Origin of the sequence: Brevibacterium sp. CT2-23B, assembly GCF_013168765.1 — a bacterium.
Classification (GTDB): Bacteria; Actinomycetota; Actinomycetes; order Actinomycetales; family Brevibacteriaceae; genus Brevibacterium; species Brevibacterium sediminis.
The window spans coordinates 195,186-214,874 of sequence record NZ_JABBYK010000004.1; the positions used below are offsets into that span (position 1 = coordinate 195,186).

A 19,689-nucleotide genomic window follows, 5' to 3' on the forward strand; every position below is an offset into this window, starting at 1 on the left:
CAATACACCGGCGAATATGTACTTCTTGTATCTAAGCCGTCCAAGGAGGTCGGGAACTCCGATTGCACGGCTTTTCCACCGAGCTGGAAACGCACCTGAGGTTGTCGGCAGGGCACTTCAGCATCTGATATTTCACAAACAGTCGAAGAGTCGAATCGTGAAGCGATTTCCGCACGCAGGGCAGGATTTTCCTGAAGGCTTTCTCAGCCCATCAGCCCCGTTGTCTTCGTTCGGGGAATTCCCGCCTCCGGCTCCGCGAAGATTCGGTCACGGAATCGTCAGAAGACGTCCATGAATCGCACAAGGGCGGTGATCCATATCGAGTATGGATCACCGCCCTGGTCTTTGCGCGGGAAGTACGAACACAGAGGGGACCGGCGAACGCCGTTCTGCCCCTGTGTTCTCTGGGATCAGGCGGGGTCGGCGACTCCGGCCTTCGGCTCACTGCGCTTGACCGGTCCGTGCCTGCGCACGATCTCCTGAACGGCTTGCGAGGAGGTGCCGGCCGCCTCGGCGATCGCACCGAAGGTCGCGCCTTCTTCGCGGGCGCGCAGAATCGCCATCACATAGTCGGTGTTGATTTTCAATCGCTGCCGCGCGACCTTTCGGACCGCCCCGACTAATGCGGCTTGGTCGACTGTCAATTCACGAGCTCGACGAGACATGGTTTCTTCCCTTGCATTCATGTAGTGGCCCGTTGCCACGAATTGGTGTAGTCCCATTAGATACCATGAATATGTCAAGACGCCAAGAATTCCCGGATATAGGAACTCAGGCTACTGACTAGCACCGTTCTGAGCATGTGTCATAACGAATGTATAACTTTCGCTGGTTCGCGACGATGACTCTCGCTCGCCACTCCCCGCCGTGGAAGGTATCGATGTTCCAGCAACCCAAGTGGCACAATGCGGACATGACGACTATGGCCCATCCCAGCGAAGCGAATCGGGCGACCGTCGACGAAGACGAGTCCCAGACAGCGCTTCCCACCGCACTCGCCGAACAGTTCCGCACCGCGGGCATCCGTGATTTCAGCATCGACGACACCGATCGCGCCGCATACTCCTCCGACGCTTCGCTCTTCAGGCTCGTCCCTGCCGCCATCGTCTTCCCTCACGACGAAGACGAAGTGGCGCGGGTCCTCTCCGTTGCCCGCCGCCTCGGCGTGCCGATCACCAGCCGTGGCGCCGGCACATCGATCGCCGGCAATGCCATCGGCCGCGGCATCGTCCTCGACTTCTCTCTCCATATGAACGCGGTCCTCGATCTCGACCCGGAGGAACAGTCGGCCTGGGTGCAGTCCGGCTGCGTCCACGCCCACCTGCAGAGACAGGCCAAACCACACGGTCTGCGCTTCGGCCCGGACCCGTCCACCCACACCCGCTGCACGATCGGCGGGATGATCGGCAACAATGCCTGCGGCCCGCGAGCTTTGGGCTACGGCCGCACGGGCGACAATATCCTGGCGCTGAAGATCATGCTCATCGACGGCACCGTCGTCACCCTCGATGACTCGGATGCCTCGACGACGTTCCCGCGGCTGCACGAACTCGTGGCACAGAACCTCGGCACCATCCGCACGAACTTCGGCACATTCTCCCGCCAGGTCTCCGGGTACGGGCTCGAGTCGCTCCTGCCGGAGAACGGCTTCGACGTCCGGCGCGCCTTCGCCGGCACCGAGGGCACCTGGGGTGTCATCCTGGCGGCGAAGATGCGCCTGGTCAAGGATCCGAGCTTCACCTCGGCGGTCGTCCTCGGCTACGCGGACATGGTCGCCGCCGCCCACGATGCGCCGCTGCTGAAGGACTTCCCCGTCGCCGCCTGCGAAGGACTCGATTCGCGCATGCTCGACCGGGTCATCGACACCAAGGGCGCCGAGGCGGTCCCTCCCCTGCCGGAGGGCGCGGGCTGGCTCGTCGTCGAGCTCACCGGCGAGGACGAGGCAAAGCTCGAGGCCGAGACCCAGCGCCTCATCTCAGAGTCGAAGTCACTCGACTCCGCGGTCCTCGACGCCCAGGCGGCCGCCGAGGTGTGGGCGATCCGCGCCGATGGTGCCGGCCTGGTCTCACGCACACCCGATGGGCGCGACGCCCACGCGGGGTGGGAGGATTCGGCGGTTCCGGTGGACCACCTCGGCGATTATCTGCACGACCTCATGAACCTGCTCGAGGAGCACGGGCTGTGGGCCATTCCCTATGGGCACTTCGGTGATGGCTGCCTGCACATGCGCGTGGACTTCCCGCTCGAGGATCCGAACGGCGGGCAGGTGATGCGCGAGTTCATGGTCGCGGCCACGAAGCTCGTCGCCCGCTACGGCGGGTCGGTCTCCGGGGAGCACGGGGACGGTCGGGCACGCTCCGAACTGCTGCGGCTCATGTACGCCCCGGCAGCGCTCGATCTGTTCGCCCAGGTCAAACGCCTCTTCGATCCTCAGCATCTGCTCAATCCGGGTGTCATCGTCGACCCCGATGCCCTCGACGAATCGATCCGTCTGACTCAGCTGCCACTGCGTCAGGAGCTGCCCGGCACTCTGGCGATGGCCTATGAAGGCGAATCCGCCGGTTTCGCCTCGGCCGTGCACCGGTGCACCGGAGTCGGCAAGTGCCGCGCGGATTCGGCCGCCGGCGGCGGCATCATGTGCCCGTCGTATCAGGCCACCCGGGACGAGCGGCATTCGACGCGGGGTCGGGCACGCGTGCTGCAGGAGATGGTGTCCGGGCCCCTGCTCGAGCCTCGCTGGGACTCCCCCGAGGTGCACGAAGCCCTCGACCTGTGCCTGTCGTGCAAGGCCTGCGGGACCGAGTGCCCGACCGGCACCGACATGTCCACGTACAAGGCCGAGGTCCTGCACCAGACCTATCAGGGACGGCTGCGGCCGATGAAGCACTATTCGCTCGGGTTCCTTCCGCAGCTCGCCCGCCTGGTCACCCCGCTCGCACCGGTCGTCAACCGGGTGTCGGGGCTGCCGGGACTGACGACCCTGGCGAAGAAGTTGGCCGGCATCGACGTTCGTCGCTCGATCCCGCAGTTCGCGTCCACGACGTTCAGGAAATGGTGGACCACCACCGCCGAGGCGGCACCAGAATCGCGTGCGATTGCCGAGTCTCACTCGAACGGCAAGACGCCGGCCGAGGCGTCGTCGCCCGCCTCGGATTCGTTGCGACCGAACGCTGAGGTCGTGCTGTTCGCCGATTCCTGGTCGAACCATTTCGCTCCGCGCATCCTCGCCGCGGCCGTCGCTGTGCTCGAGCAGGCCGGTGTGCGTGTGCGGGTGATCGATCAGACCGTGTGCTGCGGGCTGCCGCTCATCTCCACCGGTCAGCTCGATGCGGCGAAGGCGAATCTCTCGGAGACGGTTACGGCTCTCGATGCCACCGGGGATGTGCCGATCATCGGGGTCGAGCCGTCGTGTTTGGCGACGCTCAAGGATGATTCGCTCAAACTCGTCGCCGATGAGGCCTCGCACCGAGTGGCCGACCGGGTGCAGACTCTGGCCCAGTATCTGCTGAGCATCGGCGCCGAACTGCCGGACCTGTCCGGGATCGAAGCGCTCGTGCAGCCGCATTGTCACCAGTCGGCGATCTTCGGCAACGCGGCAGATAAGGAGCTGTTGGCCAGGGCCGGAGCGAACACGGAGTTCCTCGGCGGGTGCTGCGGTCTGGCCGGGAACTTCGGCGTCGAAGACGGCCATTTCGAGACCTCGGTCGCCGTCGCCGAGGTGGCCCTGCTGCCGGCGCTGCGCAGGCGGGGACTGGCCGCCGGCGTAGGGTCTCGGACTGGTTCAGGAGTCGATGCTTCGCCGACCGGTGCGACAGGGTCCGGTACCGATGTGTCACCGGAGCGTGCGACGAGTTCAGGTGCAGACACCCGGCTGCAGGTGGTTCTTGCCGACGGGTATTCGTGCCGCACTCAGATTGCGGATCTCAGTGACGCCGAGGGCGTATCGTTGGCCGAGCTCCTCGCCTGGGGATGGGGGCTGCAACCGCGGCGATGAACCCGAGGTCAGGGCCGCCTCGGCGAGGTTTCAGGCCTTGGCCGTCAGCACAGGGACCTCGGCTTCGAGGAGGATGCGCTGTGCCTGCGAGCCGAGGATGAACTTCCCGATCGCCGAGCGTTTGCGCAGGCCGATGACGATGAGCTGGGCTTCGTATTCCTCGGCGAGGTCGTTGAGCGTGCCGGGCAGATCGTCTTCGTGATCGGGCTGGAGCACCTCGACGTCGACGTCCGATTCCTTGCCGAGGTCGACGATCCGTTTGATCTCGTCCTCACCGATCTCGGTCGGAGCTCCACTGGCACCTCGTCGCTGTGAGTTGATCACGACGGCAGCGCTCGACCGCAGTTTGGCCTCTGCGAATCCCGCGCGCAGAGCAGCCTCACCCTCGGGAGCGGGTAGGTAGCCAATGAGAATCGTCATGGCCCCCAGTATATGGACTCATCCATGATTCGTTCACTTCGGGATCACGCTTCGGTCAGCAACCCGCAACCCCCATTGCCCCAATTACTACCTGACGGCGGCCCAGCAACCTCGCGCGAGGTTGCTGGGCCGCCGTCAGGTAGTAATTGATGCTTCGACGACCGCTTGCGCCCTCTCTGCGTGGTCGCGCAGGGCGTCGATGAGCTCAGGTGGGTGGAGCACTTCGATCTCGGCGGGGATGGACGCAAGGGTGGCCGCGACCCACCTGAGATCCCAGAATCCGCAGGTGATGCGCACCCCATCGGCCGCCTCGGTGATTGTGGCGCTCCGGGTGGGGAACCATTCCTTCGCTTCCCGCGCCGAGGCGGCAGTGCGCAGAACGACGGTGTGCGGATACGCGGTGGTGGTCACGGCTGCGGACACAGCCGCCTCGGCGTCGGGGTGCTCACGTGGGGTGATGCTCAATGTCGTCGCGTGAACCCGGCTCATCCGGTCGAGGCGGAAGACCCGATGGTCATCGCGGTCGAGGTCGAACGCGAAGAGGTACCAGTGCGCGCCGAAGACGACGAGACGGATCGGTTCAACGCGGCGGGCCGTCGAGGAGTGGTCGTCGTCCGGGCCTGCGGACAGTTCGGCAGTCGCAGTGCCGGACGCGTCGGTGGTCAGGGCGCCGGCCGGCCCGGTGACGGTGGGGTCGTCGACGCCATGGCGCTGCATCTTCCGATAGTCGAAAGTCGCGATCGTCGACGCATTGATCGCCGAGGCGAGCGTGATGACCGCGCTGATGTCGACTCCGGGTGCGTGGCCTTCGGACACAGACACAGCCGTCGAGATTTCGGCGACGGTCGCGCGCATCGCGGCCGGGAGCATCGTCTGCAGCTTTGTCGTCGCCGATTCCGCGTGTTCGGTGTCCAGGCCGGCCCCACGCAGGAGTGCCAGGCCGACCGCGGTGGCCAGCGCCTCGCCTGCCTCGAGCTGCAGAGGCGGCAGCATCGTCCGGGATTCGGCGCGATAGCCCCCGGTCAGGCCCGGTGCCGAGGAGATGATGTAGCCGAGATCGCGCAACTCGGCGATATCTCGACGGATGGTACGTGGGGTGACGTCGAAGCGGGCGGCGAGCTCGAGGGCAGTGCAGCTCCTGCCGGATGCGAACAGTCCGAGCAGGCTCAAGAGTCGCGTCTCCGACCGCATTCCACCTCCGAATGAGAAACTTTCGCCCGACTTATTGATGCGGACAGTATATGTCCGCATAGCACCTGACGATAGGATCACCGCTTCAGCCATCCGGCCGCGGCGGACATTGCAAAGGAGAGATCATGCCGTTCTTCACCCCTTCCGTCACGAGCGAAGCCGACGCCGCGTTCACCTACCTCACCCAGCAGTGCACCCAGCTCAAGCTCACGGCGCAGGGCCTGACCGATGAGCAGGCCCGCAGCACGCCGACGGCCAGTGGTTTGAGTATCGCCGGCCTCATCGTTCACGGAGCCCAGGTGGTCAATAACTGGCTCATTCAAGTCAAGGATCCGACGAGAGAGGTCGGCGAGGACGACTACCGGACGGTCAACGAGAAGTTGGGGCTGACAGCGATGTTCGACGGGTCCGCTCTCCCCGACCTCGACATCACCGAGGCGGTCGCAATCTTCGACAAGGTCATCGACGGGATCGAGGACGCGAGGGCCGCAGTCGACGACGCGGGGACCGACCTCGGCACCGAAGTTCCGATGCCGTACAACCCGTGGATGCCCAACGATTTCACTATGACCGTGCGGTGGATCCTGTGGCATTTGGCCACCGAGATCGCCCGCCACGCCGGCCACGCTGACATCATCCGCGAATCGATCGACGGCGCGATCGCCTACCAGCTCAACGCTCAGGCGGACGGCGAACCGTGGCCGCCCGAGGGCATGGACTGGAGCTGAGTCCCCACACGATCCCGCCCAAAACTACCTGACGGCGGCCCAGCAACCTCGCGCGAGGTTGCTGGGCCGCCGTCAGGTAGCAATTGTTAGGCGACGAAGGCTTCGCTGGCCTTGGACACCCGGTCGACCAGGTGGTCGGTGTAGGCCGGCATGGTGAGGAACTCGGCGAACTCCTCGCCCAGCGCCGTCTCGCGGAAGATCTCCACGGCCTCATCGAAGTGATCATCGGCGGTGCGCTCCATTAGGGCCAGCTCCTCGCCGAGGTAGCGCTCCACCAGACGCGAGGTCAGCTGCTGCCCGTTGTCCAGAGTCACCTCGTGGCGGATCCACTGCCAGATCTGCGAGCGGCAGATCTCAGCCGTCGACACGTCTTCGAGCTGGTTCTCCAGAGCCACGTGCCCGTTGCCGCCGAGCCATTCGTTCATGTACCCGATGGCCACGCGGATGTTCACCCGCACACCCTCTTCGGTCACGACCGGTTCGAGGCCGGTGATGTCGAGGATGTTCTCGCTGGTCACCTGCACATCGGGACGCTTGTTCTCCAGCTGGTGCGGCTGCGAACCCAGGGCGGCGTCGAACACGGCCAGAGCCGCCGGAACCAGAGCCGGGTCGGCCACCCAGGTGCCGTCGAAGCCCTGCCAGGCCTCGCGGGCCTTGTCCTCTCGCATGCGCTCGAACTCGGCGGCCACGAACTCCTGGTCCGGGTGATCGGCCATGAGGTTGGACATCGTGCCGATCGCGTGTGCTCCGCGACGGTGGCAGGTGGCCACGAGCCGGTCGGTGAAGGCCTTCATCAGCGGCAGGTCCATCGTCAGTCGTTCGCGGTCGGGCAGAACGTAGTCGGTGGTGTTGCGCAGGTTCTTCACCACGGAGAACAGGTAGTCCCAGCCGGCGGCTTCGAGTCCTGCGCAGTGCTCGCGCAGCTCGAAGAGGATCTCTTCCATCTGGAACACCGCGGTGATCGTCTCGATGTGAGCGGTGGCCCGTATGGTGCCGTGCGGGATGCCCAGCATGTTCTGCGCCAGGACGAACACCTTGTTCCACAGGCGTGCTTCCTGCGAGGACTCGAGCTTCGGCAGGTAGAAGTACGGGCCGGAGCCGTTGTCGATGAGGTGGCGGGCGTTGTGGAAGAAGTACAGACCGAAGTCGACGAGAGCACCGGAGGTCGAGAACTCCTGGCCGTTGTCATCGACGTAGATCAGGTGCTTCTCGGGCAGGTGCCAACCGCGGGGGCGCAGTCCGATGGTCGGCTGGTTGTCGTTGTTGACGCCGGGCAGCTGTCCGCGGATGGCGCGGAAGAGGTTGACCTGTCCGCCGATGACATTGGCCCAGGTGGGGCTCGTGGCGTCTTCGAGATCGGCCAGCCACACCTTCGCCTGCGAGTTCAGTGCCGCCACGACCTCATCCTCGGTGACCGGGCCGGTGAGCTCCACGCGGCGGTCTTCGAGGCCGGGGGCGCCGGCGGATCCGGCGACCGACCAGGAGCGGTCGGCGCGGATGCGTGCGGTCTCGGGCTTGAAACGGGGGAGGGTTCCGCCGTTCATCTCGGCCGCGCGGGCCCGGCGCGTGCGCAGCACGTCGCAGATGGTGCCGGCGAACTCGTCGTGGAGCTTGGCGATGAACGTCAGAGCAGGCTCCGAAAGGACGGTGCCGAAGCCGGTTTCGAGCGGCGCGTTGATCTTGATGTAAGACATGGGCTTCTCCTCACCCGTCGTAGTGTGTGCCTGGAATGTGTGGCTGGTTCTGTGGGTGATCCTCGCCGAGGCGGCTCTGCCGTAAGTCGTGAGCCGTGCGTTGGGATCGTGGCGGGGTTTCGATGCGTCTGTGGTGTGACGGAGCGGATCGACAATGTAAACCCCGTGAAAACACTGCCGATCCGCCCCGGGTTCTGGGTGGGTTCATCCCCGCTGGTCAGCGGGGCGTGAACCCGGTGCGGCTCAGTGGAACTGAGCGGTTTCGGTGGAGCCGGCCAGTGCGGTGGTCGAGGACTCCGGGTTGACCGCGGTCGAAACCAGGTCGAAGTATCCGGTGCCGACCTCGCGCTGGTGGCGGGTCGCGGTGTATCCGCGTTCTTCGGCTGCGAACTCGCGTTCCTGCAGGTCGACGTATGCCTTCATCTGTTCGCGGGCGTAGCCGTGAGCCAGATCGAACATCGAGTAGTTGAGCGCGTGGAAGCCAGCCAGGGTGATGAACTGGAACTTGTAGCCCATGGCTCCGAGCTCGCGCTGGAACTTCGCGATGGTCGCATCGTCGAGGTGCTTGCGCCAGTTGAACGACGGCGAGCAGTTGTAGGACAGCATCTGGTCCGGGTACTCGGCGTGGATCGCCTCGGCGAACTTCTTCGCAGCTTCGAGGTCGGGCGTCGAGGTCTCCATCCACAGCAGATCCGCGTAGGGAGCGTAGGACAGGCCGCGGGCGATGCCGGCTTCGAGTCCGTTCGTGATCTTGTAGAAGCCTTCGGCGGTGCGCTCACCGGTGACGAACTGCTGGTCGCGCTCGTCGATGTCCGAGGTCATCAGCGTGGCTGCCTCGGCGTCGGTGCGGGCGATGACGAGGCTGGGCACGTTCTCGACGTCGGCCGCGAGGCGGGCGGCGTTGAGGGTGCGGATGTGCTGCGAGGTCGGAACGAGGACCTTGCCGCCGAGGTGGCCGCACTTCTTCTCGGATCCGAGCTGATCCTCGAAGTGCACACCGGCTGCGCCGGCGGCGATCATCGAGCGCATGAGCTCGTAGACGTTGATCGTGCCGCCGAAGCCTGCTTCCGCGTCAGCGACGATCGGAGCGAACCAGTCATCGACCTGCTTGTTGCCTTCCGAGGTCTCGATCTGGTCGGCGCGCATCAGAGCGTTGTTGATGCGGCGGACGACCTGCGGCACCGAGTTGGCCGGGTAGATCGACTGGTCGGGGTAGGTCTGGCCGGCGGCGTTCGCGTCGGCGGCGACCTGCCAACCGGAGAGGTAGATGGCGTTGAGGCCGGCTTTGACCTGCTCGACTGCCTGGTTGCCGGTCAGCGCACCGAGGGCGTTGACGTAGTCACCGGAGTGGATGTCGCCGGCGGTGATCTGGTTCCAGAGGCGCTCGGCTCCGTGACGGGCCAGCGTGTGCTCCTCGATCAGCGAACCGCGCAGTTTGACGACATCCTCGGGCTCGTAGTCGCGAGCGATTCCCGACCAGCGGGCGTTGGTCGCCCAGTCGCGGCGGATGGCTTCAGCATCGTGCAAGCTGTTCTGCGTGGTGTTCTCAGTCATTGTCCTTCTCTTTCTCGATCTCTCGGGGTTGTTGATGTATCCAGTCTGCGGGGGCCGCAAGGGCTCTCGCACTGAATTTCTGGATGAATAATCTCGATATTTCCGGTTTCAGAAATTTCGCGGTTCTGTCATACTGTTTTTCAACCATGTGAACCAGCACACAGAAACCAAGGGAGGCGCCTTGAACAGCGTTGGCGCGGAAGTCGAGAGCGAAGAGCAGCAGACCGACCCACTCAGCATCGGCAGAAGAATCCGCTTTTTTCGAAAGAAGCGCGGTTTGACCCTCAACGAGCTGGGGCAGGAAGTAGGGCGTGCGGCCTCGCAGATCTCGACGATCGAGAACGGCAAGCGAGAAACTTCTGTCACGCTCCTGGCCGCGATTGCTAAGGCGCTGAAGACGGATGTCTCCGAGCTCATCGACCCCGCTCCGATCGACGAACGACAGGCCCTCGAGTTGGAGGCCGAACGCAATCAGGCCTCCCCCATGTACTCGGCCCTCGGCCTGCCGCAGGTGCGGATCAAGTCGCTGCCGGCCGATGCCCTCGAGGCGATCGTGGGGCTTCAACGCCAGCTCGGCGAGGCCCTGGAACGGCGTGCGGCCACCCCGGAGGAGGCCAGGCGGGCCAACCGTGAGCTGCGGGATCGGATGAAGGAGAAGAACAACTACTTCGCCGACCTCGAGGCCACTGCTGCCGAGCTGCTCGACCTCGTCGGCTACGAATCCGGAACGGTGTCACAGCGGCAGACGGCGCTCATCGCCGAGAAGCTCGGCTTCAGTCTCCATTACGTCTCCGACCTGCCCGAATCGACCCGGTCGATCTCGGACACTGCGAACAAGCGGCTGTATCTGCCCAACGCCGACGCCGCCTTCGATCCGCGGTCGCACCTGCTCATGAGCCTGGCTCCGCATGTGCTCGGCTATGACTCCCCGAAGGACTTCCACGAATTCCTCCAGCAGCGCGTCGAGGCGAACTATCTGGCGGCCGCGATCCTGCTGCCCGAGTCCGCGGCCGTGCCGATGCTCGAGGAGGAGAAGAAGAAGCGGGTGCTCTCCGTCGAGCATCTGCGCGATATGTTCGGCGTCGGCTACGAGATGGCCGCCCACCGGTTCACGAACCTCGCCACCGAGCACCTCGGACTGCCCGTGCACTTCATGAAGGTCCACAATTCCGGCACGATCCACAAGGCGTACTCGAACGACGGGCTGCCGTTCCCCACCGATCCGCTCGGCGCGATCGAGGGACAGTTCGCGTGCAAGCGCTTCACGTCGCGCACCGTCTTCCGTGTCGCCGACCGATTCAGCCCTTACTACCAGTACACCGATACCCCGCACGGATCGTTCTGGTGCACCGCACGCGTGCTGCCCGGCGGCGACTACGCCATCAGCGTCGGCGTCCCGTTCTCCCACGTCCGCTGGTTCGAAGGACGGGAGTCACCGATCCGCTCGCAGTCCGGATGCCCGGATCCGTCCTGCTGCCGGCAGGCCCCGGATGACCTGGCCGAGAAATGGGAGGATCAGGCGCTGCCGTCGGCCCGCATGCACGCCTCCCTGCTCGCCGCGGTCCCGCCCGGAGCGGTTCCCGGCGTCGACGACACCGAGGTCTACGAGTTCCTCGAACGCCATTCCGACTGATCGTCGACATCGATCGACGGTGCAGAAAACCCTCGCCGAGGCGGCTCCCCCACTTCGGGTGCTCCCCGACCCACGTTGACTGACGTTTGGGTCATTCCGCCAGGACTTCGGCCAGGCGGACGAGCATGAGTTCGCGCCACCACAGATACTCGTGCCCGCCCACGAACGGTCGGGGCACGAAGTCGATGCCGCGAGCCGCGAACTCCTCGGTCGCCTCGGCGACAGAGTCCGCAATGACAGTCTCGAGGATCCCGTGGTCGACACTGAACGTCGGATCTGCGGCGGTCGCCGGCCGGGTTTCCACCGTCCGAGACTCCGGCGCCCCTGCGCGTCCGTCCGGACCGTCGTCGGTGCTGCTCGGCGCGAGATCCCAGATCCTGCGCCCCTGATCGTCGGATTCCCAGAACGACGGCGAAAGGCAGATCCCGCGGAACGCTTCCGGGTGCCGCAGGGAGAAGTACGCCGCGGCCAGTCCGCCGTAGGAGGCGCCCGCGACGATCGTGCGGGCCGAGACCTCCGGCGCCATCTGACGAACTAGCGCGAGCACGTCGTCGCAGAACCGAGAGTTCATCACGAGGTCGTCGGCGCGCTGGCCGACGGCCGCGTCCTCGTCGGGGCCGGCGTCCACGACGGGTGCATGGTCGATGGCGATGACCGCTGACGGCGGGGACACCAGCTCGTCGATCGCTGCGAGCAGTCCCCCGCGGATGAACCTCTCCCCGTCGAAGACGACGAGCACCGGCGCCGAGGCGGGACCTCGCTGCGGCCGGTGGGTCCAGATCCGCCTCGGCGCGGAACCGAGGGTGATGACCTGTTCGTCGACGTCGGTCCGACCTTCGCCTGCCCCGCTGCGGGAGTCGGTCGCCGGCCGGTCCCCACCGGTCCAGATCAGGGGCCGGGCATCGGGTGCGGCGAGCTCGAGGACCTGTTTCCTGCGCATGTCCGTGATCGTGAGCAGATCATGGTCACCGGCGGGGACGAACCCCCGTTCGAGGACATCGAGCCATGTCGGACGGTCGGCAACTTGGAGTCCTCGTGGCACGGGCAGGAAGCGAAGCGCCCCGCGATACCCTCGCGGAACCGGCAACTCGATCGAATACCTCGTCGCGTCGGCACCGTCGGCACTGTCGCCGCCCTCGTCCCGGGCAGGGCGCAGGGTCATGATCCCGCCGGGCACATTCCGTCGGTCGGTGACTCCGTTGAGGTCGACGAAGATCTCCTGCTCGTCTCCGGGGACCGCCTCGGCGGGGATGGCTGTGGCCGGAAGTTCCACCTGCAGCCTCCAGCTCTCGTCCGGGCCGATCTCGGTCCACGTGCACAGAGCAGAGGCCGAACCGGTCTGCTCCGCCGACGAATTGATCGCGCTGGTCCCGGTCATGATCCGACCGCCGCCGTGTCGAGCTTCTCTGCGATGGGGCCGACGATCTCGGGCAGCGCGAGCGCGGAGACGGAGCGCAGCCCGCGCCATTCCTCATCGGTCGGCTGGTAGTAGTGGCCACCTTCAACGGCTGGCAGGCTCGAGAACGTGGGGACTCCGTCGTACTTCTTCCGCAGCTCCGGATCGGGGAAGTAGCCGACGAGGATATCGCTCTGCAGGACGTCGAGCTTCTCCAGGGACAGGCTGTCGGGGACCGACCCGTCGGCCATCTTGTCAGCCACGGGGTCGAGCGTCAGCCCGAGTTCGCTGAAGAATTGGACGGTGGCCGAGTCCCGATCGGTCAGCACTCCCACCTCGTCGGGGCTGTGGAAGAGCCCGACGAGGAAGGACCTGTCGGTGAGGTCCGGGTGGTCCTTTGCCGCATCGTCGATCGCTGTCTGCGCCGCTTCGATCGCTTCCTCCCCTTCGTCTTTCGCATCGAGAACGGTCGAGACCCGCTCGGCCTGTGACTGCCAGCTGTCGGGGGTATTCTCCTCGGCCGTGCCCAGGGTCGGCGCGATTTCGCTGAGCTGGTCGTGTGTTTCCTTGCCGATGATGGTCCCGGTCGCCAGGATCAGATCGGGCTCCCACGCCGCGATGTCCTCGAAGGGGATCGTGTCTTCGGTCGACCAGTGGAAGAGCTCCGGATCGTCGCCGCCGAGCTCATCGATCGTCTCCTCCGCCCACGGCATCACGGGCTCGACCGGAGCTTCGGTCATCGCCACGGGGACCACACCTACGGAAAGAGCAGCGTCCGCATCGGAGACGGAGAGAGCGACCACGCGTTCGGCCTTCCCAATGTCAACGGAGCCGAAGGCGTCGTCGACGCTGCCTGCACTCGCTCGTTCTGCATCGGTCCCGTCGGCGGAGCCTCCCCCGCACCCGGTGAGCGCGAGGGCGAACGCGAAGGTCAGTGCCGGCAATCGGCGCCGGCGGACCGCCAATGTCGGAGACGTCGAGGTGGAGGCGGGTCGAATCGCGGGCACGGGCATCGTCACTTTCGCTCATAGTTTGGTTAGCCTAAGCTAAATTACCATAGCAGCTGTCTGCGTCCCAGAGCGGCGGTGCAGGTCAGCTGGGAACGTCAGCGCGGCACGGTCCGCGGCGGGGCGATCTCAGCGGGCCGCGTTCTCGAAGGCCCGATCGACGATCGTTTCGGCAATCGCCAGCGCCGAGGTGGCCGCCCATTTCGGCACGGACCTGACCACGGTCAGCCTGCCGCGCCTGGTCATGGTGAGTTCGTCGATGAGTTCGCCTTCGGCGGTCATCGCCTGAGCTCGGACACCGCGGGCCCCGGGCGCCACGTCGTTCTGGTCGAGCTCGGGAACGAAGCGGCGGATTCCGTCGACGAAAGCAGTCTTGCTCACCAGGGGTTTGACTCCGCGGGCCGCTGTCTTCGCTGTCTGCGCGGCGAACTTCCAGAACCCCTTGGAGCGGGCGGTCGAGGTGATGTCGGCGAGGTCGAACCCGTGCCGATCGTAGGCTTCACGGCCGAGGGCGACGAAGGTGTTCGGTCCGAGGATGAGCCCGTCGTCGAGTCCTCGGACGATCGAGGTTTCGGCGAACGGGGACTGCGGGTCGGGAACGGACCCGATGATGCCGCGGACCACCTCGGTGTCGGTGGCCGGGCTTCGGTAGAAGTCGCTGGTGAAGGGTACGATCCTCGGTTCGGCGTCGAGTCCCGCTGAGACGGCGAGGCGATCGGTCTGGAGACCGGCGCAGACGATGACGATGTCGAAGGTGCCGAGCACTTCCTCGGCTGGCGCTTCGCTGCGCGACCTGCCGCTGGGAGCGTCACCGGTGCGTGAGCCAGAGTCGCCGAGGCGTGAGCCGTCGCGGTTCGCCCACGCGTCGGAGACCTTCTGCGTCCACTCACCGAGCGTCGATTCGGCCTGTTTGAACCAGTCCTTCTGTCCGAAGCGATCGCGCAGCTCGTCTGCAATGCCGATGACGGGTTCGCGGCCCTCTTCTCCGCGATAGGTGCGCGGACGGTCATGGACCTGATCGTCGCGCTGGTCGCGGTCGTGGGCCTGATCGTCGCGTCGGTCGCGGTCATCGACGGCATCCTTACCCGACCCGACCCGATCGCCGGCCGTGTTCGCACCACGGTCGGCCTGATCGGACTCTCCGGCTGGGGCTCCCTCCCCCGCCGGCGAGTCTTCTGGCGGAACCGGGCGCCCACGCAGTCGGACTTCGTTGCTCATGGTGTCGAATCCGGTGACCTCGGTTCCGAAGCGGAATGTCCCTCCGGCGGCGCGCACATCGGAGGCGAGCGCTGCGGTGAGCGCCGAGAAGTCGGCGATGGCCGCATGGGGTGAGAAGAGCCCGAGGACTCCCCTGACGGCCGGTTCGACGGCTCCGATCTCGTGACGCTCGAGCAGTCTGGCGCCTGGAACCTCATTGTCTTTGGCGCGGGCGAAGATCTCTTCGAGGCGTTCGGCCTCATCGGTGTTCTGAGCGATGAGCAGCTGCCCGCATTCCCGGTAGGGAACGCCTGCCTCAGCCATATAGGGAATGAGCAGCTCGAGGCCGCGGCGGGTGAGCTTCGCCTCCGCCGAGCCGGGCTTCTGGCCGAGACCAGAGTCGACGATTCCGGAGGTGTGACCGCTCTGATGTGCAGCGACGTTCTCAGCTTTGTCGAAGACGGTGATCTCGGCGTCGGGGAACCGCTTGGTGACTTCGCGGGCGGCGGCGACACCGAGGATACCGGCACCGACCACGGCCACTCGTGAAATACTCATACAGCAATCTTGGCACCGTTCGGGATGAAGGAGAAGGATGACGACCGTCTTGGAGTGGACCGGCAAGGCCGCCGCCATCGACCTCGGTCGCCGCCTCGTGGACTGTGACCCTGAACGGGAGGGCCATCTCGGTGATGGTCGTCCGCATCTGCGGGACGTCGACGGTACCGCTCACGTTCCCGATCCACACGAGAATCTGCTCGTCGTCGGGGACAATCTGCCCGCGCTGACGGCCCTGCTGGCCACGCACCTCCGGCAGGTCAAGGTCGTCTACATCGATCCGCCGTACAACACGGGCAACGCGCACACCTACAAAGATCACGGGCACGATCACGCCAGTTGGCTGTCATTCATGACCCCGCGACTGCTGCTCGCCCGTGAGCTCATGCGTGAGGACGGGGTGCTTTTCCTCCATCTCGACGACAAGGAGAGCGCGTGGGCTCAGCTGCTCGGGCACGAGATCTTCGGTGAAGACAATTCGCTGGGCACGCTCATCCATCAGCGCGCGAAGGGCGGCGGCAACGCCCGCTCCTTCGTGCGCGGGCACGACTATGTGCACGTGTGGGCCCGCGATGCGAATCAGGTCGGGCCGTTCCTCACAGAGAAGAAGTCACCGGCGAAGCTCGAGGTCATCAACGGCAGGCGGATGCTCGTGGAGACCGATGTGCTGCGCGCCGGCTTCGGCCGCTATGCCCGCGGGTCCGAGCGGCGGCTGATGTACGAGGACATCGTCGCCGTCAAGGGTGAGGGGAAACTCGCCGATGTGGATGCGAAGTTGGCATCGGGCGAGTACATCCTGCGGCCCTGGGGCACAGAGGGCAAGCATGCGGTGGTGCGGGTGACCCCGGCGGAGAATGCGAGTTCGAAGCTGTACTCGATCATCAAGGCGCTCGGCGGGCAGAACGATCTGGAGCTGCTGGGCCTGGCGGGCGTATTCAGCTATCCGAAGCCGGTCGAGCTGGTCAAGGCGCTCGTGGCCTCGCAGACGTTCTTCGACCCCGATGCCATCGTCCTCGACTTCTTCGCCGGATCCGGGACCACGGCACAGGCCGTGATGGCCGCGAACGAACGGGATCAGGGGTCGCGGTCGTTCGTGCTCGTGCAGACCCCGGAACCGCTGCGGTCGAAGACTGCCCGGGCCGTGGTGACGGCAGCTGGTGGCGGAGCCGAGCGGACCGGCGGGGCCGTGGTGGCTGTTGGCAGCGATGGCGCGGGCGGCACAGACGGTGCGACCGCTGCCGGCGACGCCGAGTTCCCGACGATCAGCGAACTCACCGCCGAACGCATCCGTCGCGCCGCCGACGTCCACTCTCCCGGACTGATCTTCACCCAACTCGAGGTCGTCGACGGCGAATAGCGCCCGGCGGCGACGTGACAGCCGAAGACCGCCCCGTCGTACCTTCCGACTGAATTGTTGGGTCGATCCACGGTGCTTTCGACCTCCAGAACACCGTGGATCGACCCAACAATCGCCTCCATGCTCCTGCACCGCTGCACGACGTCGGATCTGAGACTCTGCGGGCGAACAATCGGACTCTTCAGACAGCGCTCGGATCAACGACGTAGGGTCGAGGTGACTCAGCTGCCAACTCGAACAGGAGCAACCATGTCAGTCGTCGCCATCAATGCGCTCTCCGTCCCCGAACCAGCTCGCGCTGAACTCGAAAAGCGCTTCGCGCAGCGCAAGCATTCGGTCGACGGGGCTCCCGGCTTCGAGGGCTTCCAGCTGCTGCGCCCGGTGGCCGGCGGGGACCAGTATTTCGTCTACACCCAGTGGGCGACCCGCGAAGACTTCGAGAACTGGCGCGCCAACCGCTCATCCGCCCACGAGTCCAGCGGAAAGAAGCCGGTCTCCGAGCAAGCGGACCTCCTCGAGTTCGAGGTCGTCGACCTCGGCGACTGAAGCCCTCAGCAGCGCCCCGAGCTTACGCGCCCAAACACTGCGCCGCCTCGGCGAGGAGACCTTGAAACGTCAAGTGCCGCCTCGGCGAGGGAATGCCAATCGTCCAAGGACGTCGACCTATGCGTCGGCGTCCTTGTCCAATTCGCTGAAGGCTTCGACCTTCTTCGGGCTGCCGGCCACGAGGATCTCGTCGTCGGCGTAGAGCGTGACGTCTCGATCGGCGATGTCCCAGTGGGTGCCGCCGCGGCGTTTGAACGCGACGATCGTGACGTCGTACCTCGTGCGCAGCCCCAGTGAGGCCAAGGGCACGTCGGTCGTGCGCACCGGCGGAGTGGTGCGCGCCAGGACGAAGTCCTCGTCGATGGGCAGGAAGTCCGAGATATGCCCCCTGATCAGGTGGGCCAGGCGCCGGCCCATGTCGTTCTCGGGGCTGATGACGTTGCCGATGCCCAGCTGATGGAGGATCTCGGCGTGGGTTTCGCTGATCGCCTTCGCCCAGATGTGCCGATTGCCGAGCTTGAGGATCCGCGAGGCCACGAGGATGCTCGCCTCGAGGTCGCTGCCGATGGCGATGACGACGCGGGAGACCTCGTCGATGCCCAACTGTCGCAGCACCACCTCGTCGGTGGCATCGGCGCGAGAGGCGTGGGCGAGGACATCGGCGAACTCGGCTACAACCGACTCGTCACGGTCGACGCCGATGACCTCGACTCCATGCTCTGCGAGTTCGCGCGCCAGGGATCCGCCGAAGCGGCCGAGCCCGATCACGGCCACCGCTCCGTCCTTCGCCAGCGGCGAGGGGTCGCCGGTGAAGAACGACGCGGAGCGCGCCATCCAGTTCTTCTTCTCGTTCATGGTCTTTTCCTTTCTGAGCCGCCTCGGCGGGGGTGTCGGCAGTCGTTGATTCGGCTCTCGATGGACCTGCCATCAGCCGATCAGCGGCCGTTCCTTCGGCAGTTCGTAGCGGATGGGGCGCTCGCGCAGTGCCAGACCGGACGCCACGGTCACCGGACCCAGCCTGCCGAGCGCCATGGTGAGGATGAGGACGATCTGACTGGGCGCGGACAGATCTGCGGTGATCCCGGTCGACAGACCGACCGTGCCGAATCCGGAGATGACCTCGAAGAGGACCCGGCTGAGGCCGAATCTCGGGTCGCAGAGGAGGATGACCATCGTCGCCAGCAGCACCCAGCCGAGCGCGAGGACGATGACCGTCGTCGCCTGTCGATGCACGTCACGGGAGATGCGGCGACCGAACAGGGTCACGGATCGTCCGCCGCTGATCTCCGTCCACGTCGTCGCCGCGAGCACCGCCATCGTCGTGATCTTCACGCCGCCTGCCGTGCCGGCCGGTCCGCCGCCGATGAACATGAGGACGTCCATCCCAAACCAGGACACCGTGTGCATCTGGCTGATGTCGATCGAGTTGAACCCGGCCGTGCGCGTGATCGTCGATTGGAAGGTCGCTGCTTGGATCTTCCCCCACGCGTCGAGATGGCCCATCGTCGCCGCATTGTTCCACTCGATGACGGCAATGAAGACAGTGCCGCCGATGAGCAGAAACGGGGTGATGACGACCATGATCCGCGTGGTCAGACCCCACTTCAGCGGAGTTCGGTAGCGCCGGACGAGTTCGATGAGGACGGGATAGCCGAGCCCGCCGAGGATGACCGCCAGTCCGATCGGACCGCAGATGAAGGGATCGGCCACGTAGTCGACGAGGTTGTCCTGACGGAGCCCGAATCCGGCGTTGTTGAACGCGGAGATCGCGTGGAAGATCGCATCCCAGATCGCGGCCGTGACGGGTTCGTCGTAGTGGAGGAAGAATCGGAGGAACAGCGCCGAGGCGACCACGAGTTCCGTGCCGAAGGTCAGTGCCGTGATGCGCAGGACGAGAGGCTTGACGCCGCCGATCGCATCGCTCTTCGTCTCCGAGGCCACGGATTGGCGGAGCCGGAGACCGGCCTTTCCCGCCAGCAGCAGGGCAAGCAGTGCGGTGAGCAGGAGCACGCCGAGACCGCCGGCCTGGATGAGGCAGATGATGACGATCTGACCGAAGAGCGTGAAGTCCTGACCGGTGTCGAGGACGACGAGTCCGGTGACGCTGAGCGCCGAGGTGGCCGTGAAGAGGGCTTTGAGCAGTGAGATGCCGCCGTCGGCGACCGTGGCCGCCGGGGTCATGAGCAGAGTGGTTCCGGTGACCAACGCTGCCAGGTAGCCCGCGATGACGCGGACGATCGCTGAGCGATGTGAGCTGTGCACCAGACGAAATGTAGCACCATCGCAACGGTTCGGCGTCACCCGCAGGCAACTCACCGGTAACGGTCAGAATCCTGCTACTCTGCCTTATCGGAGTTGCCGTGATTCGGCTCATGCCCGGGGCACGGCCCAGCACCTGTTCGTCCATCCACAGA

General features: G+C 65.6%; 15 protein-coding genes. 5 read left to right on the forward strand and 10 right to left on the reverse strand.

Going from position 1 to position 19,689, the window contains the following annotated elements; all coding sequences use genetic code 11:
• Positions 1-410: 410 nt before the first annotated feature.
• Positions 411-587 carry a hypothetical protein gene (locus HIM68_RS11885; RefSeq protein ID WP_172172182.1) on the reverse strand — a complete coding sequence of 59 codons (177 nt, stop codon included), beginning with the start codon at positions 585-587 and terminating at the stop codon, positions 411-413.
• Between the two features lie 326 nt (positions 588-913).
• On the opposite strand from HIM68_RS11885, the gene HIM68_RS11890 reads away from it, so the two are divergent.
• Positions 914-3,994: an FAD-binding and (Fe-S)-binding domain-containing protein gene (locus HIM68_RS11890; protein WP_253903925.1), complete on the forward strand. Its 3,081-nt coding sequence runs from the start codon at positions 914-916 to the stop codon at positions 3,992-3,994.
• 30 nt (positions 3,995-4,024) lie between these two features.
• Here HIM68_RS11890 and HIM68_RS11895 read toward each other — a convergent pair whose 3' ends face one another.
• Together HIM68_RS11895 and HIM68_RS11900 are read right to left on the reverse strand one after the other, a co-directional pair.
• A complete protein-coding gene (locus tag HIM68_RS11895; protein WP_101546446.1) occupies positions 4,025-4,414 on the reverse strand; it encodes a universal stress protein in 390 nt (129 codons plus the stop codon).
• A gap of 135 nt (positions 4,415-4,549) precedes the next feature.
• Positions 4,550-5,584 carry a YafY family protein gene (locus HIM68_RS11900; RefSeq protein ID WP_253903926.1) on the reverse strand — a complete coding sequence of 345 codons (1,035 nt, stop codon included), beginning with the start codon at positions 5,582-5,584 and terminating at the stop codon, positions 4,550-4,552.
• 146 nt (positions 5,585-5,730) lie between these two features.
• Here HIM68_RS11900 and HIM68_RS11905 point away from each other — a divergent pair, with 146 nt between their 5' ends.
• Positions 5,731-6,333 (forward strand): DUF664 domain-containing protein, encoded by a 603-nt coding sequence (locus tag HIM68_RS11905; RefSeq protein ID WP_139469394.1) that lies wholly within the window; start codon positions 5,731-5,733, stop codon positions 6,331-6,333.
• Positions 6,334-6,419: 86 nt separating this feature from the next.
• Here the strand turns inward: HIM68_RS11905 and aceB are convergent, their stop codons facing one another.
• A complete protein-coding gene (gene aceB, locus HIM68_RS11910; protein ID WP_172172440.1) occupies positions 6,420-8,027 on the reverse strand; it encodes a malate synthase A in 1,608 nt (535 codons plus the stop codon).
• Positions 8,028-8,270: 243 nt separating this feature from the next.
• Positions 8,271-9,581, reverse strand: a complete 1,311-nt coding sequence (aceA, locus tag HIM68_RS11915) for an isocitrate lyase (RefSeq protein WP_172172442.1) — start codon at positions 9,579-9,581, stop codon at positions 8,271-8,273.
• A 277-nt stretch (positions 9,582-9,858) separates the two neighbouring features.
• Here aceA and HIM68_RS11920 point away from each other — a divergent pair, with 277 nt between their 5' ends.
• Entirely contained in the window at positions 9,859-11,214 is a 1,356-nt protein-coding gene (locus HIM68_RS11920; RefSeq protein WP_248284028.1) for a helix-turn-helix transcriptional regulator, read from the forward strand.
• 91 nt (positions 11,215-11,305) lie between these two features.
• Here HIM68_RS11920 and HIM68_RS11925 read toward each other — a convergent pair whose 3' ends face one another.
• The 3 genes from HIM68_RS11925 to HIM68_RS11935 all read right to left on the reverse strand — a co-directional run bounded on the left by HIM68_RS11925 (position 11,306) and on the right by HIM68_RS11935 (position 15,372).
• Complete coding sequence (locus HIM68_RS11925) at positions 11,306-12,592, reverse strand: esterase family protein (RefSeq protein ID WP_172172444.1); 1,287 nt, start codon at positions 12,590-12,592, stop codon at positions 11,306-11,308.
• Entirely contained in the window at positions 12,589-13,623 is a 1,035-nt protein-coding gene (locus HIM68_RS11930) for an ABC transporter substrate-binding protein (protein ID WP_253903950.1), read from the reverse strand. The genes HIM68_RS11925 and HIM68_RS11930 overlap by 4 nt, the downstream gene beginning before the upstream one ends.
• 123 nt (positions 13,624-13,746) lie before the next feature.
• Positions 13,747-15,372, reverse strand: a complete 1,626-nt coding sequence (locus tag HIM68_RS11935) for an FAD-dependent oxidoreductase (RefSeq protein ID WP_216657117.1) — start codon at positions 15,370-15,372, stop codon at positions 13,747-13,749.
• Positions 15,373-15,409: 37 nt separating this feature from the next.
• Here HIM68_RS11935 and HIM68_RS11940 point away from each other — a divergent pair, with 37 nt between their 5' ends.
• Both HIM68_RS11940 and HIM68_RS11945 read left to right on the forward strand, forming a co-directional pair.
• Positions 15,410-16,729, forward strand: coding sequence for a site-specific DNA-methyltransferase (locus tag HIM68_RS11940; RefSeq protein ID WP_172172448.1), 1,320 nt, complete (start codon positions 15,410-15,412; stop codon positions 16,727-16,729).
• Between the two features lie 249 nt (positions 16,730-16,978).
• The gene (locus tag HIM68_RS11945) at positions 16,979-17,275 is read left to right on the forward strand and encodes an antibiotic biosynthesis monooxygenase (protein ID WP_172172450.1); all 297 of its coding nucleotides are present in this window, start codon (positions 16,979-16,981) and stop codon (positions 17,273-17,275) included.
• 117 nt (positions 17,276-17,392) lie between these two features.
• Here the strand turns inward: HIM68_RS11945 and HIM68_RS11950 are convergent, their stop codons facing one another.
• Positions 17,393-18,130 carry a TrkA family potassium uptake protein gene (locus HIM68_RS11950; protein WP_139469405.1) on the reverse strand — a complete coding sequence of 246 codons (738 nt, stop codon included), beginning with the start codon at positions 18,128-18,130 and terminating at the stop codon, positions 17,393-17,395.
• 72 nt (positions 18,131-18,202) lie between these two features.
• Entirely contained in the window at positions 18,203-19,537 is a 1,335-nt protein-coding gene (locus tag HIM68_RS11955) for a TrkH family potassium uptake protein (RefSeq protein ID WP_367647519.1), read from the reverse strand.
• Between the last annotated feature and the right edge of the window lie 152 nt (positions 19,538-19,689).

What these genes read in the sequence shown, in the direction of transcription:
- HIM68_RS11890 (WP_253903925.1), top strand. Translation starts at nt 914, where the DNA reads ATGACGACTATGGCCCATCCCAGCGAAGCGAATCGGGCGACCGTCGAC.
- HIM68_RS11895 (WP_101546446.1), bottom strand. Translation starts at nt 4,414, where the DNA reads ATGACGATTCTCATTGGCTACCTACCCGCTCCCGAGGGTGAGGCTGCT.
- HIM68_RS11905 (WP_139469394.1), top strand. Translation starts at nt 5,731, where the DNA reads ATGCCGTTCTTCACCCCTTCCGTCACGAGCGAAGCCGACGCCGCGTTC.
- aceB (WP_172172440.1), bottom strand. Translation starts at nt 8,027, where the DNA reads ATGTCTTACATCAAGATCAACGCGCCGCTCGAAACCGGCTTCGGCACC.
- aceA (WP_172172442.1), bottom strand. Translation starts at nt 9,581, where the DNA reads ATGACTGAGAACACCACGCAGAACAGCTTGCACGATGCTGAAGCCATC.
- HIM68_RS11925 (WP_172172444.1), bottom strand. Translation starts at nt 12,592, where the DNA reads ATGACCGGGACCAGCGCGATCAATTCGTCGGCGGAGCAGACCGGTTCG.
- HIM68_RS11930 (WP_253903950.1), bottom strand. Translation starts at nt 13,623, where the DNA reads ATGCCCGTGCCCGCGATTCGACCCGCCTCCACCTCGACGTCTCCGACA.
- HIM68_RS11935 (WP_216657117.1), bottom strand. Translation starts at nt 15,372, where the DNA reads ATGAGTATTTCACGAGTGGCCGTGGTCGGTGCCGGTATCCTCGGTGTC.
- HIM68_RS11940 (WP_172172448.1), top strand. Translation starts at nt 15,410, where the DNA reads ATGACGACCGTCTTGGAGTGGACCGGCAAGGCCGCCGCCATCGACCTC.
- HIM68_RS11945 (WP_172172450.1), top strand. Translation starts at nt 16,979, where the DNA reads ATGTCAGTCGTCGCCATCAATGCGCTCTCCGTCCCCGAACCAGCTCGC.
- HIM68_RS11950 (WP_139469405.1), bottom strand. Translation starts at nt 18,130, where the DNA reads ATGAACGAGAAGAAGAACTGGATGGCGCGCTCCGCGTCGTTCTTCACC.